Annotated in this window: 20 protein-coding genes and 2 riboswitches; of the genes, 14 read left to right on the top strand and 6 right to left on the bottom strand. The window is 70.1% G+C overall.

Features of this window, described 5'->3' with window-relative positions:
- Positions 1-17: 17 nt before the first annotated feature.
- The gene (locus J4O73_RS18465; RefSeq protein ID WP_426219677.1) at positions 18-1,154 is read right to left on the bottom strand and encodes a pyridoxal-phosphate dependent enzyme; all 1,137 of its coding nucleotides are present in this window, start codon (positions 1,152-1,154) and stop codon (positions 18-20) included.
- A gap of 95 nt (positions 1,155-1,249) precedes the next feature.
- Complete coding sequence (locus J4O73_RS18460; protein ID WP_426219675.1) at positions 1,250-2,509, bottom strand: D-amino acid dehydrogenase; 1,260 nt, start codon at positions 2,507-2,509, stop codon at positions 1,250-1,252.
- Between the two features lie 66 nt (positions 2,510-2,575).
- A riboswitch (glycine riboswitch) is annotated at positions 2,576-2,692 on the bottom strand.
- A gap of 1 nt (position 2,693) precedes the next feature.
- Positions 2,694-2,795: riboswitch (glycine riboswitch) on the bottom strand.
- Between the two features lie 132 nt (positions 2,796-2,927).
- On the opposite strand from J4O73_RS18460, the gene J4O73_RS18455 reads away from it, so the two are divergent.
- The gene (locus J4O73_RS18455; protein ID WP_426219673.1) at positions 2,928-3,395 is read left to right on the top strand and encodes a DoxX family protein; all 468 of its coding nucleotides are present in this window, start codon (positions 2,928-2,930) and stop codon (positions 3,393-3,395) included.
- A gap of 128 nt (positions 3,396-3,523) precedes the next feature.
- Here J4O73_RS18455 and J4O73_RS18450 read toward each other — a convergent pair whose 3' ends face one another.
- Positions 3,524-4,132 (bottom strand): glutathione S-transferase, encoded by a 609-nt coding sequence (locus J4O73_RS18450; protein WP_426219671.1) that lies wholly within the window; start codon positions 4,130-4,132, stop codon positions 3,524-3,526.
- 72 nt (positions 4,133-4,204) lie between these two features.
- On the bottom strand, positions 4,205-5,377 hold the full coding sequence (gene argE, locus J4O73_RS18445) for an acetylornithine deacetylase (protein WP_426219669.1): 1,173 nt from the start codon (positions 5,375-5,377) through the stop codon (positions 4,205-4,207).
- A gap of 149 nt (positions 5,378-5,526) precedes the next feature.
- Here argE and J4O73_RS18440 point away from each other — a divergent pair, with 149 nt between their 5' ends.
- Together J4O73_RS18440 and J4O73_RS18435 are read left to right on the top strand one after the other, a co-directional pair.
- Positions 5,527-6,165 carry a L,D-transpeptidase gene (locus J4O73_RS18440; RefSeq protein ID WP_426219667.1) on the top strand — a complete coding sequence of 213 codons (639 nt, stop codon included), beginning with the start codon at positions 5,527-5,529 and terminating at the stop codon, positions 6,163-6,165.
- A gap of 135 nt (positions 6,166-6,300) precedes the next feature.
- A complete protein-coding gene (locus tag J4O73_RS18435; protein ID WP_426219665.1) occupies positions 6,301-6,531 on the top strand; it encodes a hypothetical protein in 231 nt (76 codons plus the stop codon).
- Positions 6,532-6,541: 10 nt separating this feature from the next.
- Here J4O73_RS18435 and ggt read toward each other — a convergent pair whose 3' ends face one another.
- Positions 6,542-8,311 (bottom strand): gamma-glutamyltransferase, encoded by a 1,770-nt coding sequence (gene ggt / locus J4O73_RS18430; RefSeq protein WP_426219663.1) that lies wholly within the window; start codon positions 8,309-8,311, stop codon positions 6,542-6,544.
- A gap of 166 nt (positions 8,312-8,477) precedes the next feature.
- Between ggt and J4O73_RS18425 the strand changes: the two genes are divergently transcribed.
- The 11 genes from J4O73_RS18425 (at position 8,478) to J4O73_RS18375 (ending at position 21,150) form a co-directional block, all read left to right on the top strand.
- Positions 8,478-9,407 carry a rhamnosyltransferase gene (locus J4O73_RS18425; protein ID WP_426219662.1) on the top strand — a complete coding sequence of 310 codons (930 nt, stop codon included), beginning with the start codon at positions 8,478-8,480 and terminating at the stop codon, positions 9,405-9,407.
- The gene (locus tag J4O73_RS18420; RefSeq protein ID WP_426219660.1) at positions 9,404-10,330 is read left to right on the top strand and encodes a glycosyltransferase family 2 protein; all 927 of its coding nucleotides are present in this window, start codon (positions 9,404-9,406) and stop codon (positions 10,328-10,330) included. Before J4O73_RS18425 ends, J4O73_RS18420 begins: the two co-directional genes overlap by 4 nt.
- A 21-nt stretch (positions 10,331-10,351) precedes the next feature.
- A complete protein-coding gene (locus J4O73_RS18415; RefSeq protein ID WP_426219658.1) occupies positions 10,352-11,116 on the top strand; it encodes a glycosyltransferase family 2 protein in 765 nt (254 codons plus the stop codon).
- Complete coding sequence (locus J4O73_RS18410) at positions 11,113-11,841, top strand: TVP38/TMEM64 family protein (RefSeq protein WP_426219656.1); 729 nt, start codon at positions 11,113-11,115, stop codon at positions 11,839-11,841. The genes J4O73_RS18415 and J4O73_RS18410 overlap by 4 nt, the downstream gene beginning before the upstream one ends.
- Positions 11,838-13,271 (top strand): DUF2142 domain-containing protein, encoded by a 1,434-nt coding sequence (locus tag J4O73_RS18405; RefSeq protein WP_426219654.1) that lies wholly within the window; start codon positions 11,838-11,840, stop codon positions 13,269-13,271. The genes J4O73_RS18410 and J4O73_RS18405 overlap by 4 nt, the downstream gene beginning before the upstream one ends.
- A 71-nt stretch (positions 13,272-13,342) precedes the next feature.
- A complete protein-coding gene (locus J4O73_RS18400; protein WP_426219652.1) occupies positions 13,343-13,759 on the top strand; it encodes a DUF4864 domain-containing protein in 417 nt (138 codons plus the stop codon).
- Positions 13,760-13,834: 75 nt separating this feature from the next.
- A complete protein-coding gene (gene thrC / locus J4O73_RS18395) occupies positions 13,835-15,247 on the top strand; it encodes a threonine synthase (RefSeq protein ID WP_426219650.1) in 1,413 nt (470 codons plus the stop codon).
- A gap of 8 nt (positions 15,248-15,255) precedes the next feature.
- Positions 15,256-16,551, top strand: coding sequence for a M16 family metallopeptidase (locus tag J4O73_RS18390; protein ID WP_426219823.1), 1,296 nt, complete (start codon positions 15,256-15,258; stop codon positions 16,549-16,551).
- 222 nt (positions 16,552-16,773) lie between these two features.
- Positions 16,774-19,671 (top strand): EAL domain-containing protein, encoded by a 2,898-nt coding sequence (locus tag J4O73_RS18385; protein WP_426219648.1) that lies wholly within the window; start codon positions 16,774-16,776, stop codon positions 19,669-19,671.
- 131 nt (positions 19,672-19,802) lie between these two features.
- Positions 19,803-20,093 (top strand): hypothetical protein, encoded by a 291-nt coding sequence (locus tag J4O73_RS18380; protein ID WP_426219646.1) that lies wholly within the window; start codon positions 19,803-19,805, stop codon positions 20,091-20,093.
- 124 nt (positions 20,094-20,217) lie between these two features.
- Complete coding sequence (locus tag J4O73_RS18375) at positions 20,218-21,150, top strand: ferredoxin--NAD(+) reductase (RefSeq protein ID WP_426219644.1); 933 nt, start codon at positions 20,218-20,220, stop codon at positions 21,148-21,150.
- A gap of 3 nt (positions 21,151-21,153) precedes the next feature.
- Here the strand turns inward: J4O73_RS18375 and J4O73_RS18370 are convergent, their stop codons facing one another.
- Complete coding sequence (locus tag J4O73_RS18370; protein WP_426219642.1) at positions 21,154-26,433, bottom strand: alpha-2-macroglobulin family protein; 5,280 nt, start codon at positions 26,431-26,433, stop codon at positions 21,154-21,156.
- Between the last annotated feature and the right edge of the window lie 22 nt (positions 26,434-26,455).

The following is a 26,455-nucleotide window of genomic DNA, read 5'->3' as shown; positions in this document are numbered from 1 at the left end:
GGGTTTCTCCCACTCTCTCAGGAAGCGACGCCGATGAGCTCGGCGATGCGGGGCGTGGCCTTGATGCCGGTGCCGGTGAGCACCACGACATTCGTCTCATCGGCGCGGATTGCGTCGCGTCCGGTCAGGTCGGTCAGCGCCGCCGCCGCCATGGCGCAGGTCGGCTCGACATAGAGGCCGGAGCGGGCGAGCGTGTGCAGGGCGGCCTCGATCGCCGCCTCCGACACGGCGACGGTGCCGCCGCCGGAGCGGCGAAGCGCTGCCAGAACCTCACGTCCGCGCACGGGCTTGGCGATGGACGCACCCTCGGCCAGGGTCGGGCGCGGCTCGATGGGCAGGGCCTCCTCCGCGCCCGCCGCGAAGCCCGCATGGAGCGGCGCGCAATGGGCGGGTTGGACCGCGTAGAGGCGGGGCAGGCGGTCGATCTCGCCGCGGCGCAGCAGTTCGCGGAAGCCGATATCGCAGCCGAGGATGTTGCTGCCCGCGCCGCAGGGAATGATGACCGAGTCCGGTGCGCGGAAGCCGAGATCCTCCCACAGCTCGTAGGCCAGCGTCTTGGTGCCCTGGAGGAAGTGTGCCTGCCAGTTATGGCTGGCGTAGAAGATCGATTCTGCCTGAGCCTCGGCCGCCTCGGCGGTGGCCTGCCGCGTGCCGGGGATGAGTTCGATCTCGGCGCCTGCCGCGCGCATCTGCACGGTCTTGGCCGGGGAGGTCGAAGCGGGCACGAGGATCTTGGCGCGCATCCCGGCGGCCGCCGCATAGGTCGCCACCGCCGCGCCGCCGTTGCCGGACGAATCCTCCAACACGGCCTCGATCCCCTGCTGCCGCAGGATCGAGAGCATCACCGAGGCGCCGCGATCCTTGAAGGAGCCCGACGGGGCGAACCATTCGAGCTTGAAATGCGCGTGGCCGCCGTTCCAGGGGCGCCGCACCAGCGGGGTACAGCCCTCGCCCAAGGTGATGGGATCGGTCACCGCCACCGGCAGCGCCTTGGCATAGCGCCACAGAGATCGCGTGCCGGTGGCGATCCCGTCCCGCCCGATGCCCGGCAGGTCGGTGATCATCAGCGGGCGTCCGGCCTCCGAACGCCAGCGGGGCGTGTCGATCGGATAGGTCGTCTCGTCGATGGGATCGAGATAGGCGGGCAGCGTCATTGTCAGGCCTCGGCGGCGATGCGCTTTGAACTCATAATACAGAATTTCTGCGCGGCGCACCGCCCCCGTTGGGGCGATGGCCAAAGCGGCGGCTCTCAAGCCGCCAGGGCGTAGCCGGTAGCGACAGCCTCGTGCTCGGCCGCCACGGCCTGCGCGATGAGTTCGGCCGTCGCCCCGGACAGGGTCCAACCGAGATGGCCGTGGCCGGTATTGTAGAACACCCCCGCCCGGCGTCCCCGTCCGACCTTGGGCAGCATGCTGGGCAGCATGGGCCGCAGGCCGCTCCAGGCGATGACGCGATCGGTGGCGACGCCGGGGAACTGCTCTCGCGTCCAATCGATCAGGGGTTGGATCCGGTCGTGGCGGATGTCGCGGTTGAAGCCGTTGAACTCGGCGGTGCCCGCCACACGGAACCGGTCGTCCCCGAGGCGGCTGGTGACGATCTTCGTCGCCTCGTCGAGGATGCTGACCTGCGGCGCGGCGGCCTGGGCCTCCGGCGTGTAGAGGTTCACGGTGATCGAGTAGCCCTTCACCGGATAGACGTTCACCCGGTCGCCGAGCATGGCCGCGAAATGGCGGCTCGCCGTGCCTGCGCAGATCACCACCGCGTCCACGGCCTCGTCACGCTTTTCGCCTCGCGCGCCCTCGTGCCAGGAGACGACGTGGCCCCCCTTCCCACCCGGCTCGATCGCCTCGACGGTCGCGTCATGGACGAAGCGCACGCCCTTGCGGGCGCAGGCCGCCGCGAGGCCGCGGGTGAACTTGTGGATGTCGCCGGTGGCGTCGGAGGGGGTGAAGAAGCCGCCGAAATAGTCGCCTGCCAGCGTCGGCTCGATGGTGCGGATCTCCTCCGGCGTGACGGCGTGGCGCTCCAGGCCGCCCTGCTGCAACAGGGCATTGACGCCCTCCGCCTTCCGGAAGGCTGCCTCGTCCCGGTAGAAATGCAGGATTCCGCGCGTCTTGAGGTCGAAATCGATTCCCTCGTCGCGGGCCATGGCGAACAGGGCCTCCCGCGCCTTGATCGCGAGCCGCACCGTCTCGACGGTGTTGGCCCGGTAATGGGCGATCTCGCGGACGAATTCGGCCATCCACGACAGCTTGTGCCAGGAGGGGGTGGGATTCATCAGCAGCGGCGCGTCGCGCCGGGTCATCCAGCGCAGGCCCTGGATCACCGTGGAGACCTTGTTCCACACTTCGGCGTTGCAGGCCGAGAGCTGGCCTCCGTTGGCGAAGGAGGTCTCCATCGCGGCGTAGCGCTGCCGGTCGAAGACGGTGACGCGATAGCCGCGCTGAACCAGGGCATAGGCTGTCGTCACGCCGGTGATGCCGGCGCCGATCACGGCGACATGGGTCATGGGTTTGGAACTCCGGAACATCTGGACGCAGAGAACCGGCCTAGTGTGAAGCCGGTCGGTTGCGCCCCATCTGTCCCGGTTGCCTGAGAGCTTGATCCGGCGCCGCCCTGGCGAGGCGGGTGAGCACGGACGTCCCCTTCGGCGGGTGCAGGCGGATCGACCGCTGCACCGCTCTCCAGATTGCCCCGACGACACGGTTCTGGTGCCTGAGAGTTTCCGGGGCGGTTGCTCCGTCGGCGCCGGGCCGTCTCTGACGGACGGTCCCGGTCTCTCCCGCATCATCGTGAAGGGCGGTGCGACACTAACGCAGGGCTCGCCCATGCTGAAGCCCGATTCAGCGCCTTTCCTGCCGATCTTCCTTGCAATCGGCGACGCCTGTCACACCTGCTGACCCGGAACCCTCGGAGCCGCCGACCGGATGACAAGCCTCAGCCTCGCCATCGCCTTCGGAACCCGCCTGCTCCTCGTCCTGCTGTTCCTGCCCTTCAGCGCCCTCGACAAGATCCTGAACTTCAAGGGTGCCGTAGGGCAGGCGCGGGAGGCGGTCCATGCCAATGCCCCGGCGGTGGCGCTGATCCTGATCGGGCTCACGGTTGAGATCGGCATGTCGGCCTGCATCCTCACCGGAGCCTTCGACCGGGCGGCGGCCTTCGTGATGGCGGGCTATTGCGGCGTCACGGCGCTCCTGTGGAAGCAGTTCTGGAAGCCCGGCGATTTCTGGTCCGGCGGGAAGGGACGCGAGCTGTTCTGGGACTTCCTGAAGAACTTCGCCCTGGCCGGCGGCTTCCTGCTCATCACCTTCGGCACGGGGGCGAACACGGTGGAGAGCTTCTTCGCCGACCCCCTCGCCTCTTCGCATCCGTACGCAGTGACAACGCCGCACTAGTTTGCGGCGTACGGCCCTCCACGTGTCTGTGCGAGCAAAGCGACGCCAATCCAGGGAAACGCCATTTCCGAAGGCGTCCCGCTGCCCTGGGTCGCTTCGCTGCGCTCGCAATGACGAAGGAGGCGAGATTAGCCCTGAGGCGGCACCGTCGCCGTCATCGACGGGCGGCCCTCGAACACCGCGTACCACGCTGCCGTGGCCGGGCGACCGTCGCGCCAGGCGAGTTCGGGGAACCGGAAATCGAGGTAGCCCAGGGCACAGGCGATCGCGATGGTGCCGATATCGAGCACGGGCATGTCGGCGACGATCGCTTCGATCCGGTCGAGACCGGCGGTGATCTTGGCGACCTGCCCCGCATCCCAAGCGTCCCAGCGAAGGGTCTCGGGCCGCAGGGCGCGCTCATAGCGGGCGCTGAGGGCGGCATCGAGCATGCCGTCCGCGAGGGCTTGCCGGGCCAGGGCGTCCCACCGTTCGGCCCCCTCGGGGAACAGGTGCGTGCCTTCGGAACGCATGTCGAGGTATTCGCAGATCACCCGGCTGTCGAACAGGCAGGTGCCGTCCTCCAGGATGAGGGCGGGGACCTTACCAAGCGGGTTGTGGGGCGACACGTCGGGCGAGCCCGCCGTCGGGGAGACGCCGGCCGTCACGACCGCGATATCGCCGGCTTGGCCGGTCTCATGGGCCAGCACCAGCACCTTGCGGGCATAGGGTGAGGCGGGAGAGTAGAGGAGCTTCATCGGCCGGTCCCGTTTCCTTGGTTGGCGGCACAACGCACCGATCCGGCGCGGAAATCCAGCCCGCCGCCTCACCTATCCGCGGCATTCATCGATCAGGCGACGCAGGAAGCCGGTGCAGGCGTCGAGTTCGCCCCGCGTCACGTACTCGTCGGCGCGGTGGGCACGGGCGATCGAGCCGGGGCCGATTACCACGCTCGGAACTCCGGCGGCATCGAACAGACCGGCCTCCGTGCCATAGGAGACCTTGGCGTGGGCGTTCCGCCCGGCGAGGCGCTTGGCCAGCGTCGCGATTGTCTCCTCCGGGTCGGTCTCCAGGCCGGGATAGTCGATCAGCGGCTCCACCGTGATTCCGCAGGCGGGATCGACCGCGCGCATCAGGGGAGCGAGCACCGCCTCGGCATGGGCGACGGCCCCGGCCGCGAGCGCGCCCGCATCGTCAGCGCCGATGGCCCGCACTTCGAAATCGACGCTGCACGTGTCGGGAACGATGTTGAGCGCCGAGCCGCCGCGCACGACGCTCGACAGGGCGGTGGTGTGGGGCACGTCGTAGAGCCCGTCGCGCGCGCCTTCGCGGGCGAGGCCCTCGGCCATGAGCCGCACATGCTCGATGAACCGGGCGGCATATTCCACCGCGTTGACGCCCTGGGGCGCCAGGGCCGAATGGCAGGCGCGGCCCGTGAAGGTGACGCGCGCGGCGGACTTGCCCTTGTGCCCGAGCACGACCTCCATGCCCGTGGGCTCACCGACGAAGCAACCGAGCGGCTTCGGGAACAGCTCGCCCATCCGCGCGATCAGCGGGCGCACGCCGAGGCATCCGACCTCCTCGTCGTAGGAGATGGCGAGATGGAGCGGAACCGCGAGTTCCGCCGCCGCCATCTCCGGCAGCAGGGCGAGGCACACGGCCAGGAACCCTTTCATGTCCGAAGTGCCCCGCCCGTAGAGCCGCCCGGCCTCCTCCCGGAGCCGGAACGGGTCCGAACTCCACGGCTGGCCATCGGTGGGCACCACGTCGCTATGACCGGACAGGATGTAGCCCGGCCTGTCCGCCGGGCCGAGGCTGATCCACAACCCGGCCTTCTCGCCGGATTGGTCGGGCACCCGCGTGACGGAAGCGCCGTGGCGCCGGGCGAAATCCTCGATCCAATCGATCAGGGCCAGGTTCGAGCGGTCGCTCACCGTGTCGAAGGCGACGAGGGTCGCGAGAATCTGTGCCGCGTCCGGCGCCTGCGCCGCGTCCGTACCCATGCAATCCTCTCCGTTGTCCCCCTCGCGTGCCCGGGTCGACAGGGCGGGGGAGTGTAACTACGCGCTCAGGGAACCTAGGCTCCCGCGAGGCGTAGCTTGGCAGAATGCTTCGCGGACCTCTGCCGCCGATGCTTCATGGGGATCTACCGATGCGCGTCCGATCCGCCTTTCTTCTCTCCACCCTTCTGCTCACCTTCGCCAGCGCCCCGGCGCTCGCCGATGTGTCGATCACCGTCGACAAGGCGTCGCAGCGCATGACCGTCGCCGTCGACGGGACGCCGCGCTATTCCTGGCCGGTCTCGACCGGCGGGGGAAATTACGACACGCCTTCGGGCAGCTTCCGCCCGTTTCGCATGGAGCGCACGCACTTCTCCAAGGAATGGGACGACGCGCCCATGCCTTACGCGATGTTCTTCACGCGGCAAGGCCACGCCATTCACGGCACGAACCACGTCCGCAGCCTCGGCCGCGCAGTCTCTCATGGCTGCGTGCGCCTCTCCGTGCGCAACGCGGCGACCCTGTTCGGCCTCGTGAAGCAGCAGGGGATGAACCGCACCCAGGTGACGATCGAGGGCGAGGGCTCTCCCATGGCCGAGGGCGGACGGCGGACCCGGCCCGTCGTGCGCGGTGGATACGGCGTCGCGAATTACGATGACGACCAGACCGGTGCGCGCACGGTCTATTACGCCGTGCCCGCCCGCCGTCCGGTTCGCGGCCCGGCCTATGACGACCCGAGGGGAATCGACGGTTTCGGCCCCTCCCCCGTCGACATTTACGACGGGTACTGAGACGGGCCTTTAACCTACGGTAGAATTCGAGCTCGTTAACTCTCCTTCTAAGTGAAGCCTTTACGGGCGGTCGCGACGATGCCTCCGCATCACGACCGCCCGTGGCGGGTGGTGAGGAGAGGGGACGAACCGACGATGCGGCTCGCTGCATTTTCCACCGTGTGCCTCATGCTCGCGACGCCGGTCCTGGCGAGCACGAACGAAGGCGCCGTTTCCGCGCGAGGCCCACGCCTCGATGCATGGCTGCGCGGCGTCGATCCGGGCACGACGAGTTCCATCCAACCCAGTCAGGCCGCGCCCGCGAAGCCCGCCTGCCCGCCCGAGCGCCGTGTCGGCACGGGCGCGGGCTTCTGCATGATCAACTGATCCTCGGGTTCTACTCTCCGACCGCGGCCCCGGCCGGGCGGCGATTGTCGTTGGCGCCGTAGAGCAGCCCAGGCCGCATGCCCTGCGTGCGGGAGGCGTCGTTGCCGGACGACGCAGTCTCCGGCTCGGTCGCCCCGGCGCCCTTCACCGCGATGAGTTCCTGTGCCCCCCAGGGCTTCTGCACGCTCACGGCGTGGCCCATCGCCTTCAGGATGGCGAGGGTGTCCGCCGAAAGAGCGAAGGGCTCGGCATAGAGCGTGTCCGGCAGCCACTGGTGATGGATGCGCGGGGCATCGACCGCCTCCTGCGGCTGCATGCCGTGGTCGAGCATGTTCATGATCACCTGGGCGTTGATCGTGATGATCCGAGAGCCGCCGGGCGAGCCCACCACCATCACCGGCTTGCCGTCTCGCAGGACGATGGTCGGCGCCATGGAGGAGAGCGGGCGCTTGCCCGGCGCGATGGCGTTGGCGGTGCCCTGAACGAGGCCGAACAGGTTCGGCACCCCGACCTTCACGGTGAAATCGTCCATCTCGTTGTTCAGGAAGAAGCCGGTGCCGGGGGCCATCGCGCCCGAGCCGAAATAGCCGTTGATCGTGTAGGTCAGCGAAGCCGCGTTGCCGTTCCGGTCGAGGACGGAGATATGCGTCGTTTCCGGCTTCTCGCGGGGGGCCAGGAGGCTCGGATCGGGCCGCACCTGCACCGAGGGCGTCGCCTTCTCCGGGCTGATGCCCTCCCGCAGGGACCGCGCGTAATCCGGCGAGATCAGCCGCTCCACCGGATTGGCCACGAAGGCCGGGTCGCCCAGCGTCGCATTGCGGTCGGCATAGGCGCGCCGCATCGCCTCGACCATCAGGTGGACGGTGCGGGCCGAATTGAAGCCGGAGGCCGCGATGTCGTAGCCGTCAAGAATCGTCAGCATCTCGCACAGCGTCGTCCCGCCGGAAGACGGCGGTGGCGCCGAGAGGATCGTCGCGGCGCGGTAGGGACAGGAGAGCGGCGGATCGTCGGTGATCGTGTAGCCGGAAAAATCCTTCGCGGTCAGGATCCCGCCGCCCGCCGACGAGGCTGCCTCGACGGCACGGGGGATCTCACCCTTGTAGAAGGCGTCCGGCCCGCCCTCGGCGATGGCCTGGAGGGTGCGGGCGAGATCGGCCTGGACCATCTTGTCCCCCGGCCGGAACGGCGTCCCGTCGGGCCGCAGGAAGATTCTTGCCACGGCCGGGTCCCGGGCGAACTTCTCCGTGCCGGTTTCCAGGATGTCGGTATCACCCCGCGTCAGTACGAAGCCGTCCCGTGCGAGGGCGATGGCCGGGGCCATCACCCTGGCCAGCGGCAGGGTGCCATAGCGCGACAGGGCGGTGGTGAGGCCGAGCACCGTGCCGGGCACGCCCGCCGCCTTCCAGCCGCGCAGGGTCGAGCCCTCCACGACCCTGCCGCTCGCATCGAGATACATGTCCCGGCTTGCGGCGGCGGGGGCCTTCTCGCGGAAATTGACGAAGTGGCTTCCGCCCTCTGCGGTGTGGACCAGAAGGAAGCCGCCACCGCCGAGATTGCCGCAGCAGGGGTTCACGACCGCTTCGGCGAAGGCCACCGCCACCGCCGCATCGACGGCGTTGCCCCCCGAGGCGAGGATGTCCGCGCCGATCCGCGAGGCCAGGGCCTGGGACGAGACGACCATGCCGTTCTCCCCTTCCACCGCCGGGGCGGAGGCGGCATGCGCGAGGCCGGGCAGGGCCAGCAAGGCGACGACGCACGCGATCCGCAGGCCTGCCATCATTCCCGGTTCCTCTCCTTCCGCCGTCCATCCCGATCTAGGCCAGGATAGACGGGAATCAGCCATTTGCGCCGCGTCCTCGGGGCGCGGATCGCGTCGGCCTCATGAAAACCGTATTGGAACCGTCACCACGCTGGCTGACACGGAAGCCGCCCGGATCAGAGCCCCCATGCCGTCCCCGCCTCCGGAGCCGGCGACCGCACGCCCCGCCGCGGGGCTCGCGCGGATCGCCGCCGGATTGACCCTGTTTCAGCCGACACAGGCGCAGGTCGCGTCCCTGTCCGGGCGCCTGCCCGCCGGGCTCGTAGCGCGGTTCGCCTATGCCAACTCGCTCCTCGACCCGGCCTCGAAGGCCGAACTGGAACGGGCCGGTTTCACCCTTCTGGGCGACGGCACGAATCTCGGCATCGCCGAGGCGCTGAATCGGCTGGCGGCGGCGGCCAAATCCGCTGGGGCGGATGCCCTCTACCTGCTCGATCAGGATGCTGCAGCCTCGCCTACCCTGCCAGGCGCTCTCGCGGCCTCGCGGGAGCGCCTGCTCGCGCGCGGCCTCGCCCCGGCGGTGGTCGGCCCCTCCCCCGCCGCCGCGCCGGGTCACAAGGCGCCTGCCTATCCGGGCCGGCCGGGCGTCGAGGCCATCGGGGACTTGCGGCCGGTGCAGTTCCTGGCGACCTCCGGCAGCCTCGTCGATCTGGCCGTCTTCGCGCGCACCGGCCCTTTCCGGGCCGATTTCTTCATCGATGCCGTCGAGCTCGAATGGTGCTTCCGTGCCTGGAGCTTCGGCCATGGCAGTTATCTCGACCCCGCCGTGACGCTGCCGCACCGGGTCGGTGGCGGGACTATCCGCGCCTTCGGGGTCGCGATGCCACGCCAGCCCCTGTTCCGGATGGCGACCTACCTGCGCAACAGCGTGTATGCGTGGCGCCTGCCGCACCTGCCCCTGTCGTGGAAGCTCGCCCAGGGGCTCTACCTGCCGGTGCAGGCCCTGCTGTTCTGGGCGGATTCCGGATGGCGTCCCGCCGTGCTCCGCCGTCTCGCCGGAGCGGCGCGCGACGGGATGCTCGGTCGCCTGGGCCCCCCGCGGGACCTGCCCCGATGACCGATCTCGACGTGGTGATCGTCAATTGGAACGGCGGCGACCTGCTGCGTGACTGCCTTGCGGGGCTCGCCGCCTCGGACGGCGCGGAGCGCGTCGCGGTGACCGTGGTCGACAACGCCTCGACCGATGCGTCCCTCGCTGGATTGCCGACCCTGCCCGGCCCGCTCGAGATCATTCGCAACGCTGAGAATCGCGGCTTCGGCCGCGCCTGCAACCAAGGTGCGGCGGCGGGCAAGGCTCCTGTGATCCTGTTCCTCAACCCCGATGCGCGGGTCGAGCCGGATACGCTGGCCCACGCGAAAGCCGCGCTTCTTGCCGAGCCCGGCTGGGGCATCGTCGGGGCGCGGCTCATCGAATCGAACGGGCGCACCGCCCGTTCCTGCGCCCGCACGCCGACCCCCGCTGCCATGTTCGGCCGGGCCTTTGCGCTCGACCGGCTCGGCCTCGTGCCGCCGCACTTCCTTCTCGACTGGGACCACGAGGACGACCGCGCCGTGGATCAGGTGATGGGCGCCTTCCTGATGATCCGGCGGGACCTGTTTACCGCGCTCGACGGCTTCGACGAGCGGTTCTTCGTCTATTACGAGGATGTCGACCTGTGCCTGCGGGTACGTCAGGCCGGCTTTTCCGTGCGCCACCTCGCCGGGCCGGTGGCCCGCCATCTCGGCCAGGGTACGACCCGGCAGGCCAAGGCACGGCGCCTGTTCTACATCCTGCGCAGTGAGATCCTGTATGCCGCCAAGCACCACGGCCGGATCGCTGCCCTCGCGCTCGCCGTCGCCGCCTTCTGCGGGCAGATTCCCCTGAGGCTGGCCCAAGCCCTGTCACGCCGCTCCATCGCCGAGGCGGGGGAGGTGCTCCGCGCCGCCCGCCTCCTCGCCGCCGCCCTGCCCGAGATCGCCCCTGTGATCCTCCGGGCCTGACCCTTCCTGAAGACCCCGCTGATGCTCCACGGACACCGAATCGCCGTCGTTCTGCCCGCCTACAACGCGGCAGCGACCCTGGAACGCACCCACCGCGAGATCCCGTTCGACATCGTCGATGACGTGATCCTCATCGATGATGCCAGCCGCGACGCGACGGTGGCGGTGGCCGAACGGCTCGGCATCCACACGGTGCGGCACGCGAAGAATCTCGGTTACGGTGGCAATCAGAAGACCTGCTACCGCACGGCCCTGGAGCGCGGCGCCGACGTGGTGGTGATGCTCCACCCGGACTACCAATATGCCCCGCGCCTCGTGACCGCGATGGCCTCCATGATCGTTTCAGGCGAGTACGACGCGGTGCTCGCTTCGCGCATCCTGGGTAACGGGGCGCTGGTCGGGGGCATGCCTCTCTACAAGTACGTCGCCAACCGGGGGCTGACCCTCGTGCAGAACTGGCTGATGGGCCAGAAGCTCTCCGAGTACCATTCGGGCTACCGGGCCTGGAGCCGGAAAGTGCTGGAATCCCTGCCGCTCGACCGTTGCTCGGACGATTTCGTGTTCGACAACGAGATGCTGGCGCTGGCCATGCACCAGGATTTCCGCATCGGCGAGATTTCCTGCCCGACGCGGTACTTCGACGATGCCTCGTCCATCAACTTCCGTCGCTCGTGCATCTACGGGCTCGGCGTCCTCCGCACGAGCCTTGCCTACCGCCTGCATCGCTCCGGCCTGAAGGCGGACCCGCTCTTTGCGGACCCCGTCCCCACGGAGGCGCGCCCGTGACGCTGCCACCTCTCTCCCGCCTCGCCGGGCTAGCGCTCCTCGGCGGTCTCGCCGCCGCGCCGTTGGTGGCTGGGATCCTTGCCCCCGACGCCGCCGCCCGGCTGACCGCGCGACTCGCGGAGCTCGGCCCGGCGGGGCCCGCGATCCTCCTCGTCGTGCAGGCGCTGGTCGCCGCCTCGGGCGTGGTACCCGCCTCGGGCGTCGGCATCGCGGCGGGGGCTCTGCTCGGGCCTGTGGAGGGATTCTGCGTCGCGGCGCTCGGCACCATGACGGGCGCGCTCATCACCTTCGCCGTCGCTCGCACCGTGCTCGGGGCCCGCGCGCTCGCCCGGTTCGGCGGCCGACGTCTGGCCGCCCTCGACGGGGCGCTCGCAGCGGAGGGCTGGCGGCTGGTCTGCCTGATCCGGCTCTCGCCGATCATGCCCTTCGCGCCCACGAGCCTCGCCCTGGGGGCGAGCACGGTCGGCCTGCGTGACTACGCGCTCGGAACGCTCGCCGCCCTGCCCGCCCTGTTCGCCTATGTCGCCCTCGGGGCGATGGGCCAGGGTGGCGGGCACCTCCTTTCCGGCGCCGGTCCGGCGGAATGGCTGCGGCTCGGCGTGCTGAGCGCGGGCGCGGTCGCCACCGTGCTGCTGATGCTGCGCCTGCGCCGGATCCTCGGCCGGGCCGTGCCCGGCCACGCCCTGCCGAACGGAAACCTTCCCGGCGGAGACCTGACCGCGTGATCCGTCTGCCTTCCGGCCCCCGTTTCTGGTGCTGGGCCTATCTGGTCCTCTGCGCCCCGGTCTGCATCGCGCTCGCGCTGATCGTGCCGCCGGGCGAGGTCGCCGACGAGGGCTCGCATCTCGCCCGTGCCGTGGCCCTGACCCAGGGCGACATGATCGGCCACCGCGAGCCGGTGCGGTATTCCGACGGCTCGACCCACGTGGCGGCGGGGGTGCGGATCGACCCCTCCTGGGAGCGGCTGACGCGCTCGCGGCCGAAGGATTTCGGCGGCGTCCTCTACCCCCTCGACGACCCGCCGGATGCGCGGGGCCGGGTTTTCGTGCCCCTCTACACCGTCGGCACCTACCCGCCCTTCCTCTATGCCCCCGCTGCGGCGGGGCTGATGGTCGGGCGGATTCTCGGCCTCGCGCCGGAGGTCTGCTTCTATCTCGGGCGGCTCGGCATGGCGACCGCGACCCTCGCCATCGCCATGGCCGCCCTGGCGTTGGCGCAGCGCGGCCGAGTGGCCTTCTTCGCGATGCTTGCCCTGCCGATGACACTGTCGCTCGCGGCCTCGTTCAACCAGGATGCGCCGATCATCGCCCTCGCGGCGCTCGCCGCCGCCCTGCTGACGCCCCGGCCCCTCGCCGGGCCGGGCATGCGGCTGCGTCTCTCCGGCGCGATCGTCAGCCTCGCCCTCGTGGTCCTCGCCAAGCCGCCCTATGCCGGGCTCGCGGCGATGCTGTTGATCCCCCTCCCCTCGGGCGAAGGATCCGGCGGCCTCGCGCGCCATGCCGTCCGGCGCCTCGCGGCGGCGGCGCTGACCGTGCTGCCCGCCGCGCTCTGGACGGTCGCGGCCACCGCCACCGTCGCGACGCCGGTGCCGCGCGATGCCTATGAGGCCGGGCCGCTCTGGTCGGGCCCCCGCCCGGCGACCTTCACGTCGACCGATCCGAAGGCCCAGGCCCAGATTCTTCTCGACAAGCCCGCCCGTCTTCTGACCCTGCCGGGGCATTTCCTAGGCACGATCAAGCACTTGACCATCCTCGCCAAGGGCGCTGTCGGCATCTTCGGCTGGCTCGACCGGCCGCTGCCGGGCTTCGTGTACGGGATTTGGGCTTTGGCCCTGCTGGCGCCGTTCCTCCTGCTCAGGCACGGCACGATGCCGCCCTGGCCGGAATGGCTGCTCCTCACCGCCTCGGCCGTCGCGTGCCTGTGGCTGGTGGTGATCTCGCAATACCTGACCTGGACCAATGTCGGGGAGAACCGGATCGACGGGCCGCAGGGGCGCTACCTGCTGCCCCTCGTGCCGATGTTGATCCTGGCCTTCGCCCCCACGCGACGGAGCCCTTCGCCCGGACGCTGGCCTGCGATGCTGCCCGTGGCGGCGGCCGCCGCCGATCTGATCGCGGTTCCGCTCGCCGCCCTCGCCATGACGGCGCCGACCTGAGCGGCCGGGACAGCTTGCCGGGCGAGCCGAGCCGCCTACAATTCTGGGTTGCTCCCTCGGAGTGATCCGCCATGCGCGCCCTCGTCTGTCTCGTCCTCGTCCTGGGGTGTCTCGGCTCGGGTTCATGGGCGGGCGAGACGGAGCAAGCGGCGGCTCGCGCCGTCATCAGTCGACAGGCTGAAGCCTTCGGACGGGACGACGCCTCGACCGCCTATGCCCAGGCGGCCCCCGCGATCCGCGAGATCTTTCCCAACCCGGACCTGTTCCTCGGGATGGTGCGCAACCAGTACAAACCGGTCTATCGCCATCGCAGCTTCGTCTTCGGCTCGGCCCGCGACCTCGGCGAGACCTCGGTGAGCCAATCCGTGGCGATTCAGGACGAGTACGGCACCGATTGGACCGCCGAATACACCCTCGAGCGCCAGCAGGACGGCGAATGGCGCATCACCGGCTGCCGCTTGGTCAAGGCACCGGGGATCAGCGCATGACCGCCCGGCCGCGATCGCATTTCGACACGCAAGCCTGCATCGTGTAGAGGGTCCGCCTTCCCCACGGAGGCCCCTGTGCTCCACGTCTCGACCCGCGGCGAGGCCGCGCCTCTTTCGTTCTCGGATGCGCTGCTCGCCGGCTTGGCCCGCGATGGCGGGCTCTATCTGCCTGAGACCTGGCCGCGAATCGGCCGGGACGAGATCGCCGCGCTCGCCGGTAAGCCCTATGCGGAGGCCGCCAAGCGCGTGCTGCGCCCGCTGGTCGACGGTGAGATCGCCGATGCCGACCTCGACCGGATGATCGACGCCGCCTACGCCACCTTCCGGCACCCGGCGATCTGCCCGATCACCCAGCTCGACGACAACCTGTTCCTGCTGGAACTTTTTCACGGCCCGACGCTCGCCTTCAAGGACGTGGCGATGCAGCTGCTGGGCCGCCTGATGGACCATGTGCTCCGCCAACGCGGCAGCCGGGCGACCATCGTCGGTGCGACCTCGGGTGATACCGGCTCGGCCGCCGTCGAGGCGTTCCGGGGCCTCGATCAGGTCGACGTGTTCATCCTCTACCCGCATGGGCGGGTCTCGGAGGTGCAGCGGCGGCAGATGACCTCGGTCGATGCGCCCAACGTCCATGCGCTCGCCGTCGACGGAACGTTCGACGATTGCCAGAACATCGTCAAAGCCCTGTTCCAGCACGCCGAATTCGCCGACGCGGTGCGCCTGTCCGGCGTGAACTCGATCAACTGGGCGCGGGTCGCCGCGCAGGTGGTCTATTACTTCACCAGTGCCGTGGCGCTCGGCGCCCCTCACCGGGAGGTCTCCTTCTCGGTGCCGACCGGCAATTTCGGCGACATCCTCGCCGGCTGGGTCGCAAAGAAGATGGGCCTGCCGATCAAGCGCTTGATGATCGGCACCAACGCCAACGACATCCTCGTGCGCACCCTGGAGCACGGCGCCTACGAGCTGCGTGGCGTCGAGCCCACCACCTCGCCGTCCATGGACATCCAGATCTCCTCGAACTTCGAGCGGCTGCTGTTCGAGGCCCTCGGCCGGGATGCGTCGAGCCTGTCGCGGCTGATGGCCGGGCTGAAGCAATCGGGCGGGTTCCAGCTCGACGAGACGGTGCTGGCCAAGGTCCGCGACGAGTTCGACGCCCATGCGGTGCCGGAACATGCGGTGATGGAGGAGATCGCCTTCAGCCATGCGGCGACGGGCGTGACCCTCGATCCGCATAGCGCCATCGGCGTGAATGCCGCCCGCCGTCTGCTGAGCAAGGACCCGGCGACACCGGTCGTGGCGCTCGCGACCGCCCATCCCGCCAAGTTTCCCGACGCGGTGGCCAAGGCGACGGGCGGCCAGCGCCCCATCCTGCCCCCGCACCTCGCCGACCTGATGGACCGGCCCGAGCGCGTGACCCGCATCGCCAACGATCAGGGCGCCGTCGAGCGCCTGATCCGCGAGCGCGCCCGCATCACGAAGGGCGCGTGACCGCCACGATGAACGAGCATTTCTCGACTCACGCCGCCTCTCCGACACTCAAGGTGACGCGGCTTGCCAACGGCGTCACCGTGGTGACCGAGCCGATGCCGGGGGTGGCGACGGCGAGCCTCGGCGTCTGGGTCGGGGCGGGCTCCCGCCACGAACGGGCGGACGAGAGCGGGCTCTCGCACCTCATCGAGCACATGGCGTTCAAGGGCACCGCCCGCCGCTCGGCCCGGGACATCGCGGAGGAGATCGAGAATGTCGGCGGCGAGATCAACGCCGCCACCTCCACCGAGACCACGAGCTACACCGCTCGCGTGCTCGGCGAGGATGCGGGCCTCGCCCTCGACGTGATCGGCGACATCCTGACCAGCGCCACCTTCGAGGCGGGCGAACTCGCCCGTGAGAAGGGCGTGATCCTGCAGGAATACGCGGCCATCGAGGACACGCCGGACGACGTCGTCTACGACGCCTTCACCGAAGCCGCCTTCCCCGGCCAGCCGGTGGGGCGGCCGATCATCGGTCGGCCCGAAACGATCCAGAGCTTCGACGAGGCGGGCATCCGCGCCTACCTTGCTCGGGAATACACGCCGGACCGCCTCGTGGTGGCGGGCTCGGGCAGCGTGCAGCACGAGGCCATCGTGGCCGCGGCCGAGCAGCATTTCGGAGGGTTGAAGGCCGCCGAGGCGCCACCGATGGAGCCCGGCCGCTACGGCGGCGGCGAGCGGCGCATGAAGCGCAAGCTCGAACAGGCCAATCTGGTCATCGGCCTGCCCGGCCTCTCGTTCCGCGACGAGGGCTACTATGCCCTGCACATGTTCGCTCAAGTGCTCGGCGGCGGCCTGACCTCGCGCCTGTGGCATGAGGTGCGCGAGACCCGCGGCCTCGCCTACGAGATCCAGGCGTTCCACTGGCCCTTCTCCGATTGCGGCCTGTTCGGCATCGGCGCGGGCACGGCGGGCTCGGATGTGTCCGAACTCGTGGCCGTGACCCTGGAGGCGACGACCCGCGCGGCCCGCGACCTCGACGAGGTCGAGATCGCCCGTGCCAAGGCCCAATTGAAGGTCTCGCTGCTCTCGGCGCTGGAAACGCCGGGTGGGCGGATCGAGCGCAACGCCCGCCAGATCCTCGCATGGGGCCGGGTGATCCCCGCCTCCGAGGTCATCGCCAAGGTCGATGCGGTGACGGTCGATGACGTGCGCGCGGTGGCGGCGACGATGCTCGGCGGCACGCCCACGGTTGCCGCCATCGGGCCGATCGCGGGGCTGCCGTCGATCGACAAGATCGCGGCGGGGCTGCAGGGAGCTTGATCCGCCGTTCCCCATCGCCACCCTCATCCTGAGGTGCCCGGCGGGCCGGGCACCTCAGGATGAGGGCGAGGGGTGGATGGGGAACGCTGGCGGGGATGCCTGAAAGGCCATCAACTTGATTTGGCCGCAAAGGGGCGCGATCCGCGAACGGTGGACCGGCGCGCCCTCGGCCTTGCCGGGCCTTAGCGTCGCCTTTACCAATCGCGGTCGCCAGGGCGGCCGATGCAGACACCCCCGGCCGGACACGTCAGCCCTTTGCGCATCCTCGCCCTCCTCCTGATCCTGGTCGGCGGCCTCGTCTTCGGCGGCCCCGCGCGTGCCATCGAGGCGGTGCGGGTCGGCCTCGACCAGCCGGTCATCGACCTGACCGGCGCCATCGAGCGCTACCGCTCGGACGGCGACCTCGTTCAGATCTCCACCGCCGCCGGCAAGGACGGCATCAAGCGCCGCATCGTCGTGAAGGCCCGCGACGCGGGCGCCCGGCCGGACTGGATCGCCTTCGCGCTCACCAACGACACCGACGAGCAGATCGATCGCATCCTGATCGCCCCGCATTTTCGTCTGGTCGGATCCGGGGTGATCTGGCCCGATCTCGGCGGCTCGCGCATCGCCGCCATCACCGCGAGCCAGGGCATCCGCCCCGAGCGAGACGAGAACCCGGACGCGGACCAGTTCACGATCACCCTCGATCCCGGTACGACGGTCACTTACGTGGCCGAGTTGCGCAACGCCAACGTCCCGCAACTGCACCTGTGGGACCAGGATGCCTACCGCCGGAAGACCTCCGGCCTGACCCTCTACAAGGGCATCATCATCGGCATCAGCGGGTTGCTCGCCCTGTTCCTCACCATCGTCTTCGTGGTGAAGGGTGCGATCATCTTCCCCGCCGCCGCCGCGCTCGCATGGTCGGTGCTGGCCTATGCCTGCATCGATTTCGGCTTCCTGCAACGGATCTTCCCCGTCACCGAACTGGCCGAGCGGGTCTATCGCGCCTCCGCCGAGGCGGTGCTCGGCGCGACGCTGCTGGTCTTCCTCTTCGCCTACCTCAACCTCGCCCGCTGGCACGTGCGCTACAGCCACGTCGCCTTCTTCTGGCTCGCCTTCCTTGCGGGGCTCGTCGGGCTCGCGGTGTTCGACCCGCCGGTCGCGGCGGGCGTGGCGCGCATCTCGATCGCGGCGGTGGCCGGAATCGGCCTGCTGCTGATCCTCTATCTCTCCGTCCATAACGGCTACGACCGGGCGATCCTGCTGGTGCCGACCTGGCTCCTGTTGATGATCTGGGTGACGGCCGCGGGCTTTGCCGTGACGGGCCAGATCGGCAGCGATCTCGTCCAGCCGGCACTGATCGGCGGCCTCGTGCTGATCGTGATGCTGATCGGTTTCACGGTGCTCCAGCACGCCTTCGCGGGAAGCGGCCTGTCCCATGCGCTCGTCTCCGATACGGAGCGCCGGGCGCTCGCGCTGACCGGCGCAGGCGACGTCGTGTTCGATTGGGACGTGCCCGCCGACAAGATCTTCGTCGGCCCGGAGATCGAGGCGCAACTCGGCCTGTCGCGCGGAGCGCTCGAAGGGCCGGCCTCGAACTGGCTCGGTGCCCTGCACCCGTTCGATACGGAACGCTACTCGGCGGCCCTCGACACGGTGATCGAGGAGCGGCGCGGCCGCATCGTTCACGATTTTCGTCTGCGCTCGGCGGCCGGAAGCTATTTCTGGTACCGGCTGAAGGCCCGGCCGGTGATCGGCGCCGATGGCGAGGTGATCCGCGTGGTCGGCACGATTGCCGACGTGACCGAGGTGAAGACCGCCGAGGAGCGCCTGCTGCACGACGCGGTGCATGACAGCCTGACCGGCCTGCCGAACCGTGAGCTTTTCGGGGACCGGCTCGACGCGGCCTTGGCCTTCGCGGGCCAGGATGCACGCCTCAAGCCCACCGTCCTCGTCCTCGATATCGACCGCTTCACCGGCATCAACGACGCGATCGGCCTCTCGGCGGGCGATTCGATCCTGCTCACCCTGTCCCGCCGCCTCGGCCGCCTGCTACGCCCGCAGGATACGCTCGCCCGCCTCTCCGGCGACGAGTTCGCGGTGATCCTGCTCTCCGAGCGAGATCCCGACCGGATCCTCGCCTTCGCCAGCATGATCCAGAGGGCCATCGCCACGCCGATCACCTATGCGGACCGGGAGATCTTCCTCACCGTCTCCATCGGTCTCGCCCTCTATGAGGGTGGCCAGAAGCGCGACGAGGTGCTGAAGAACGCCGAGGTCGCGATGATCCAGGCCAAGCGCCAGGGCGGTGACCGGATCGAAGTGTTCCGGGCCCATATGCGCTCAGAGCGCTCCGACCGGCTGATGCTCGAAGGCGATCTGCGCAAGGCGATCGAGCGCAACGAGATGCGGGTGCTGTTCAACCCCGTCGTGCGCCTGGACGACCGCACGGTCGCCGGTTTCGAGACCGTGCTGCGCTGGGACCACCCGAAGCTCGGGCGCATCCCGGCGGCGACCTTCATGCCGCTCGCCGAGGAATGCGGCCTCATCGTCAATCTCGGCATCTTCGCGCTCGAGCGCACCGCGCTGGAACTGGCGGCGTGGCAGCGCTCTCTCGAAGTCGAGCCGCCGATCTTCGCGGCCTGCAACCTCTCCTCGCGGCAGCTCCTGCGCCACGATCTTCTTCACGATGTGAAGACGGTGCTCGCCCGCTCCGGTGCCCTGCCCGGCTCCCTGAAGCTCGAATTCAGCGAGAGCCTCGTGATGGAGAACCCGGAATACGCCGCGCAGATGCTCTCGCGCATCCACGACCTCGGCGCAGGCCTGTGCCTGTCCGATTTCGGCACCGGCTACTCGGCGCTGTCCTACTTGCAGCGCTTCCCCTTCGACACGATCAAGGTCGACCGGGACTTCGTGCGCCAGATCTCGTCGGGCCAGACGGCGATCCTGCGGTCCATCGTGAAGATGGCGAGCGAGTTGAACCTCGCCATCGTCGCAGAGGGCTGCGAATCGGAAGCGGATGCGGTGGCGCTCGCCGAGCTCGGTTGCGAATACGCCCTCGGCCCGGCCTTCGGCGAGCCGATGACCATGCTGCAGGCCCGGCAGATCGTCGGCGCCGCGCCCGAAGCCGCCTGAGCCTTCGAATTAAGCCCCCCTTAACCACGTTCACCCACAGTCATCCACAGTTCGCGTGAGCGTGGGGATGGGCGATGGCCGAGGCGGCGAGGCGTTTTCAACCGGCGGGTAGCCCGGATCTCGTGCGCCGCATGATCGCTCGTCCGATGCGTCACGCGTATCAGGTCCGCACCCGCCTGCCGGAGCGCGAGGCTCAGACCCTTGCCGTGGCGCCGGTCCTGGCGCGGGCCGAGGCCGCCATTGGCCGGCTCGAATCCGAACTCGGCGTGATGAAGGCGGTGGTGCGGGCGCAGCGGGAGGAGATCGCTTCCCTGCGTGCCCAGCGCCAGCTCCTCACCGAATCCTCGCCCGACGACGACGTGCGGGCGACCCGCGAACGGTGGGCCGCGCTGGTCGACAGCCTGCTGATCCGCGCCCGCTGAACACGTCCGGGCCTGCCCCCGCCCGTCCGTTCCCGTCCAGGATAATCCAGTGTCGTACGATGTCCGCGGGAACGCCGATCCCACCTTTCCGCATCGTGCCTTGAGACAGGGCGAGGGTTCCGCCATGCGCGCGCGCTGCTCGCTCGTCGTCAACGGCCGTGCCGTCCGCTGCTCCCCCGGCGAGACGCCCCTGGAGGCCGCCTTGGCAGAGGGGATGATCGCGCCGGTTCCGGGGCTCCACGGGGCGAACCTGCTCGGTCAGGGCGCGGCGCCCGCCATGCGCCGCAGCCAGGGCCGCCGCGCCCGCGAGGCGCCCGCGCCCCTGTCGGAAATCCCCGAAAGCGATCCCGCCTCGGCGCCCTCCCCTGCGCAGCAGGAGCGCGCGAAGCAACAGAACCTCAAGGGCAGCGTCACAGAGGTGCGGCGGCTCGGCCCCGGCATCCTCGAAGTGGTGACCACCCTGTCCCGCCGCCCCCTCCACGAGCCGGGCCAGGCCTTCACCGTGACCCTGCCGGGCCTGGGCGCGCGGAGCCTGTGCCCGACCCTGCGGGTCGACGGCTCGGCCGAGATCAACGAAGCCGTGTTCCACATCCCTCGCGATGCGGAGGCTGGCGACCCCGAAGGACTGATCGTCGGCGGCGAGGTGAAGCTCAAGGGCCCACTCGGGCGCAGTCATTACCGTCCCGGCGGCGGTCGGCTGGTGCTCGCCGCTTCGGGCGCCGGGTTCGGGCCGATCTGGGCCATCGCACGGGCCGCACGCTACATCGAGCCCGGGCGGGACATGGCCCTGTCGATCGGCGCCCGTGACGCCCTCGATCTCTACATGCGCGAGAGCCTGGACTGGCTCCGTGCCACGGGCGTCGGCCGGATCGTACTCTGTACCGAGCGTGGCCGTCAGCGTCCGCCGGATGTCCGCCTCGGGCCGGTGGGCGCCCATCTCCCGCAATTGCGGGCGACGGACGTGATCCACGTGGCGGGCGATATCGGCACGGTCGGCGCCGTGCAGGCGCTCGCCGGAGCGGTCGGCGCGCGCTGCTACCCGATCGTGGTGGAGTAGGCCCTATCTCCCTTCCCCCACCGTCAGGTTCCCGGTGCCGGTCCGCCCGTAGCGGGCGGGGCGGTACATGTCCTCGACGCTGGCGCCGGGATGGACGTAGGTTCCCGGCGAGACCGCCCGCACCGCGTAGGCCACGGTGAAGAAGGCGGGCTGGCTCGTCTCACGGGTATAGGCGGCCACGAATCGGTCGTCCCGGAATTCGGTGTGGACCGGCTGCACATCCGATTTCGCGAAGGCGAGGCCTTGCAGCGCATCCGCGTCGAGGAGCTTCGGATTGTCGATCTCCAGCCCCGCGGGCAGGCGATCCACGAGGAGGAGGCGGGCGGCCTCGGCCTTGGCTTCTGTCACCTTGAGAACCACGACGAGGCGGTCGTTCTGGCGGATGCCTGTCGCGGCATCGACCACGCTGCCGTCGAGCCGGTGCAAACTGCGCTCCACCGTATAGCCGCGCGACTCGGCGGGTTCGGGGGTGAGCGGGTTGCCCGCGACGCCCAGCGACACCTGAACCGGCGCCGCGCCGGTATTCACGAGCACTTTGTCGCCCGCGCTCAGATCCGCCTCCCGGAAGGTGCGGGCCAAGGCTCCCGTCTGGGCTGCGCCGTCGAGGGTGAAGGACAAGCCCTTTGCCTCGTCCGCGAGGCTCTGCGCGGCGAGCACCATCCAGGCATTCTCTTGGGTGCTGGTCGGGCGCCCATCCGCCCGTTCCTGGCCGAGGACCGCGCTTGCGGGCGCAAGGGCCGACCCGGCGAGCCCGGTCTCGGCGGCGAGCGCGATCAGCCCGGCGCCGTCGCGCAGGCGGGAGCCGTAATCGGCACGGTAGCCTCCCCGATCCCGCTCGGCGGACAGCGCGGAAACGGCCGAATCCATCACCTTGGCGGCCCGGCCGCGGTCTCCCAGCAGGGCCAGGGCGGCGGCGAGCTGTGCGCGCCCGAGGGGCGTCCGAAAATCGGAGAGGCGCGAATCGGCGAGGTAGCGCAGGTCGCCCATTACCGGGCGTCCGTTGCGCGCGAGCACATAGGCGGCATAGGCGAGGTCCGCGCCCCCGTCGCGCACCTCGCTCGCATTGGCGACCGCGTTGCGCAGCCGGTCGAGGGCCAAAGCGAACGGCCCCTGCGGCACGGCGAACTTGCGCTCGCGGGCACGGGTGAGGAAGTCGCTGACATAAGCGTCGAGCCAGAGGTCGTTCGACCCGTCCGCCGACCAGAGCCCGAAATCGCCGCTCGAGTCCTGACGCGACAGCACCCGCTCGATGGCCTCGCGCACCCGCCCGTCCACGTCCGGGTCGAGGGCCATGCGGTCGAGGCTGGCGAGCCGGTTCACGTAGAGGAGCGGCAAGGCCCGGCTCACGATCTGCTCGGAGCAGCCATAGGGATAGCGATCAAGCGCCTGGAGCAGCACGGGCACATCGATCCCCGGCGGGGTCGAGGCGGAGAGCGAAACGCTGCCCGTGCCGGGAATCACATCCGCCAGGAGGTCGGCCGAGACCCGCAGGCTTTCGCCGGCTGCGAGGGTCCGCACCGAGCGCCGCAGCAGCGCGCCCGTGCCGGGTGCGATGCCGAGGCTGAGGCTGCGCGACAGCAGGGTGGGCAGGCCCGGCCCCGAGAGCGTGACATCGAGCCGGGCGGTGCCGGGCCCCGCCGCCGTGAGCGGCACGGCGAAACGACCCTGACCCTGTGCGGCGAGCTTCAGCGTGGTCCTGAGCGCCGGCGCGCCGACGAGGACCGGCCCGGACGGGCTGATCGTGGCCACGTACTCGCCTGCCGGTCCCTCGACATTGTCGAGGGCCACGAACAGGCGCGAGCGGTCGCCGATATCGAGGAAGCGCGGCAGGGTGGCGCTCACCACGACGGCATCGCGGATCGTCACATCCGCCTGGGCCTGCCCGACGCGGGAGCCGCTCCACGCCGTCACCATCACCCGGCCGGTTCCGTTGAAGGCGGGAACGGGGAAGGTGACCCTGGCCGTGCCGTCCGGCCCGACCTTCACCACGCCGGAGAACAGGGCGAGCGGCGCCTCGGTCGGTGGCGCGTCGGCGAGTTCGGCTCCGGCCGCGTCGCCGCCGGAGCGGATCGCCCCGGCGCTGCCCTGCATGCCATCGATCAGGTAGCCGTAGACGTCGCGGAATTCCGGCCCGAGCGCTCGTTGGCCGAGGAAGTAGCGGGTCGGGTCCGGCGCGACGTAGCGCGTCAGGTTGAGGATGCCGACATCGACCATCGCGACCGTCACCCGGGCCTCTTCGCCCGGAGCGAGCCCCAAGATCTTCACCGGCAAGATGAGATCCTGCCGGGGGCGCACCTTTGCTGGCGCGTCGATGGAGACAGTGAGGGCACGCCTGTCGCGATCGACGGAGAACCACGCAAGGCCGACCGCCCGGCCGGGCTGACGCTTGGCCGCCTGATCGAGGGGCCGGTAGGCAGTGGCGACGAGATAGGCGCCCGCGCCCCATTCCGCCTTCACGGGTAGGCGGATCGTGGTGCCGCCCTCGGGCACGCTCACCTCGCGGATGTCGTGGATCCTGTCGCTCACCACCATCACGCTGGCTTGCCCAGCGAATTTGGAGCCGAGCTTGGCGGTAAGGGTGTCACCTGCCGCGTAGGCCTGCTTGTCGAGGGTGAGGTCGAGGAGATCGGGGGCCTGCGCCGTCTCGGAGCCTGCCCAACCGACATCGAAGCCAAGGCTCGCCGCCGCCTCGGGCGCGCCGGGGGCCGTCACGTCCAGGCGGTAGGAGCCGAGGCCGACCGGCGCCTGGATGCGGCCGGGGGCATCGGCAGTCAGGTCGAGGGTGCCGCTGGCGATCCGTTTCGTGGTCTTGGCGGCCTCGAAGGACCAGCGGCCATCCGCGCGGTACCATTGATAGGTCTTCTCGACCCGGTTCAGGGTCCACGTCACGCCCGCCTTGGACAGGCGGCGCCCGTCGGGCGAGGCCATCACCACGTCGAAGCTCGCGAGATCGCCGTCCTTCAGGTCCGAGAAACCCTTGCGCAGGGCGAGTACCGGCCCCGAGGGCAGGATCGGCAGGGCCACGCTGCGCGAGAGCGCCCGCCCGCCGGGCTCGCCCACCGCCAGGGTGATCTTCGCCTCGAGCGGCCGGGGTGCGGCGATCTCCGGCACCGGCACGGCGACCTTCGCCGCGCCCTGCGCATCCGTGGTAGCGTGGGCGGAGAGTTCCCGCGTCGTCGCCTCGACCGCCTCGTCGTCGAGGCCGACCGTGAAACCGTCGAGACCCTTGATCCCATTCCCCGAGGCGGCCTGCACGGTGACGCTGCCGGAGACATCGAGCCCCGAACCCGGCGCGCCGTAGAGGTAGCGGGCGGCGACCGCGATTTCGGCCGTCTCGCCCCGCGTCAGGCTGGGGGAGGCGGAGGTGAGTGTCACGTCGAGCCGCTCGGGGACGTAATCTTCCAGCAGGAAGCTCGCCTCCCCCACCGGTGGGGCCTTCGGGTCGGTATAGGCCGCGATCCGCCACGTGCCGTGCATCGCCCCCGACAGGAGCGGGAGTGGCAGGGCCCGCCCGCCGAGCCCCTGATCGGCCACGGAAACCCGGCGATACTCGACGCCGTCCGGGCGCTTCACCACCAGGGTCAGGGGTAGATCGGCCACGGCGTTGCCGCGAGCATCGCGCAGGAGGGCGGCGATCTGCACTGTCTCGCCGGAGCGGTAGACCCCGCGCTCGGTAAAGACGTAGGCATCGAGCCCCCCGCCCTCGGGACGGCCCTTCACGCCCCGATCCGTGAGGTCGAAGGCGGCCTGATCGAGATCGAGGAAGCCATAATCGTTGCCGAGCGAGGCCACGACGAGGCTCGGCGCGGTGCCACCCTCCCCCCGGCTCAAGCCCGCCTCGAAGGCGGCATGGCCCTGCGCGTCGGTCTTGCGGGTCGCGAGAACCTCGTTGTCCCGGGCGACGAGGCGGATCTCCGCCCCCTCCATCGCCTTGGCCGTGCCCAGCGAGCGCAACACGACGTGCACGCCGTCCCGCCCCTTCGTGGCGGTGAGGCCGAGATCGGAGACGACGAACCACTGCGTCGCCTGGGTCTCGTACTCCTCGTCCGAGGCGGCCGTGCCGGAGGCCCGGGCGAGCATCACGTAGACGCCCGGCTCCAGCGTGCCGACCGCCTGGAGCACCGGGAAGGCCGTGACGCTCTCCTGGTTGATCTCGGCCTTGGCGGTGTCGAGGCTGCCCTTCCAGACCCGGACGCCCTTCTGCGCAGCGATGGTCTTGGCGGTGGAACCGCTGAGTTGGCCGAGGAAATCCTCCGAGCGCAGGGTCGGCAGCAGGCCGCGATCCCCGATGCGCAGCACTTCGACATCGAGCTTCGGGGCGTTGACCGAGACGATGGGAATGCCCGCCTGACCGGTGCGCGGCAGAACGTAGTTGCGCCCCGTGAAGCGAGCCTGCGGTGCGCGATCCCGGACGTAGATTTCGTAATCGGCGGGTTTCAGCAGGGTCTCGCCGACCGCCGAGGGGAGGCCGGGGCGCAGCACCACCGCGTAGCGGTTCCCGTGCTTCAGGCCATCGACGCAGACTTGCGACCCCTCCCCCGTCACCGCCGCGGAGGCGCTTCCGGACACCGCGACGTAGGGCGCGAAATCCGCCTTGGGCGCGACCGCCTCCGAGAAGGTGAAGCACAGGCGCGGGGCGGCGGCGTCGGAATCGACCGTGTAGTTCAGGATGCGGAAGCCATGCTCGGCGCGCAGTCGCTCGTAAGTCTCCCGGATCGACGCATCGTCCAGCAGCGCGAGGCTCGCGGCATAGGCGTCGAGCGCCGGGCGCCACTCCTCCTGATCGGCAGCATTCTCGCCGAGCAGGGCGAGGGCCGAGGCGGCATCGGGGGCGGTGCGGGCGCGCTCGTAGGCGCGATAGGCGGCGGCCAGCGCCTGACCGCGCAGGCGCGTCCGGCCTTGATAATCGTTCTCTTCCGTCTCGCCCGCAGCGGCTTGCGCGGCGCGGGCATAGGCGCGCCAATTCGCCGGATCGCCCGGCTCGGCCGCCACGGCGGCGGCGAGCGGCGCCAGCGCCTCGGCAGGCTTCTCTGCGGTGAGCAGGGTCTCACCCTTGCGGCGGGATTGCGTGGCGGGCGGAAGATTCGTCCCGGCCTCGGCCTTGAGGCTCGCCTCCAGGCGGACGGCATCGCTCGCGAGGTTCGGGCGGGCGAAGGTCTTCTGGAACGGGGCGGGTTGGGGCGCTGCGGCCGGAAGCGGCCTCGGCTGGGCGGAAACGGGCGCTGCCGTGAGTAGCAGAGTGGCGAGACCGCCCGCCACCGCATCGATCCACCACCGCGCCATGCGTCCCTCCCCCGCCGCCGCG

The sequence above is a fragment of the Methylobacterium sp. NFXW15 genome (genome assembly GCF_049887755.1).
GTDB lineage: Bacteria > Pseudomonadota > Alphaproteobacteria > Rhizobiales > Beijerinckiaceae > Methylobacterium.
Note: the sequence above shows the minus strand (reverse complement) of the source record. Positions and strands in the feature narration are given on the sequence as shown.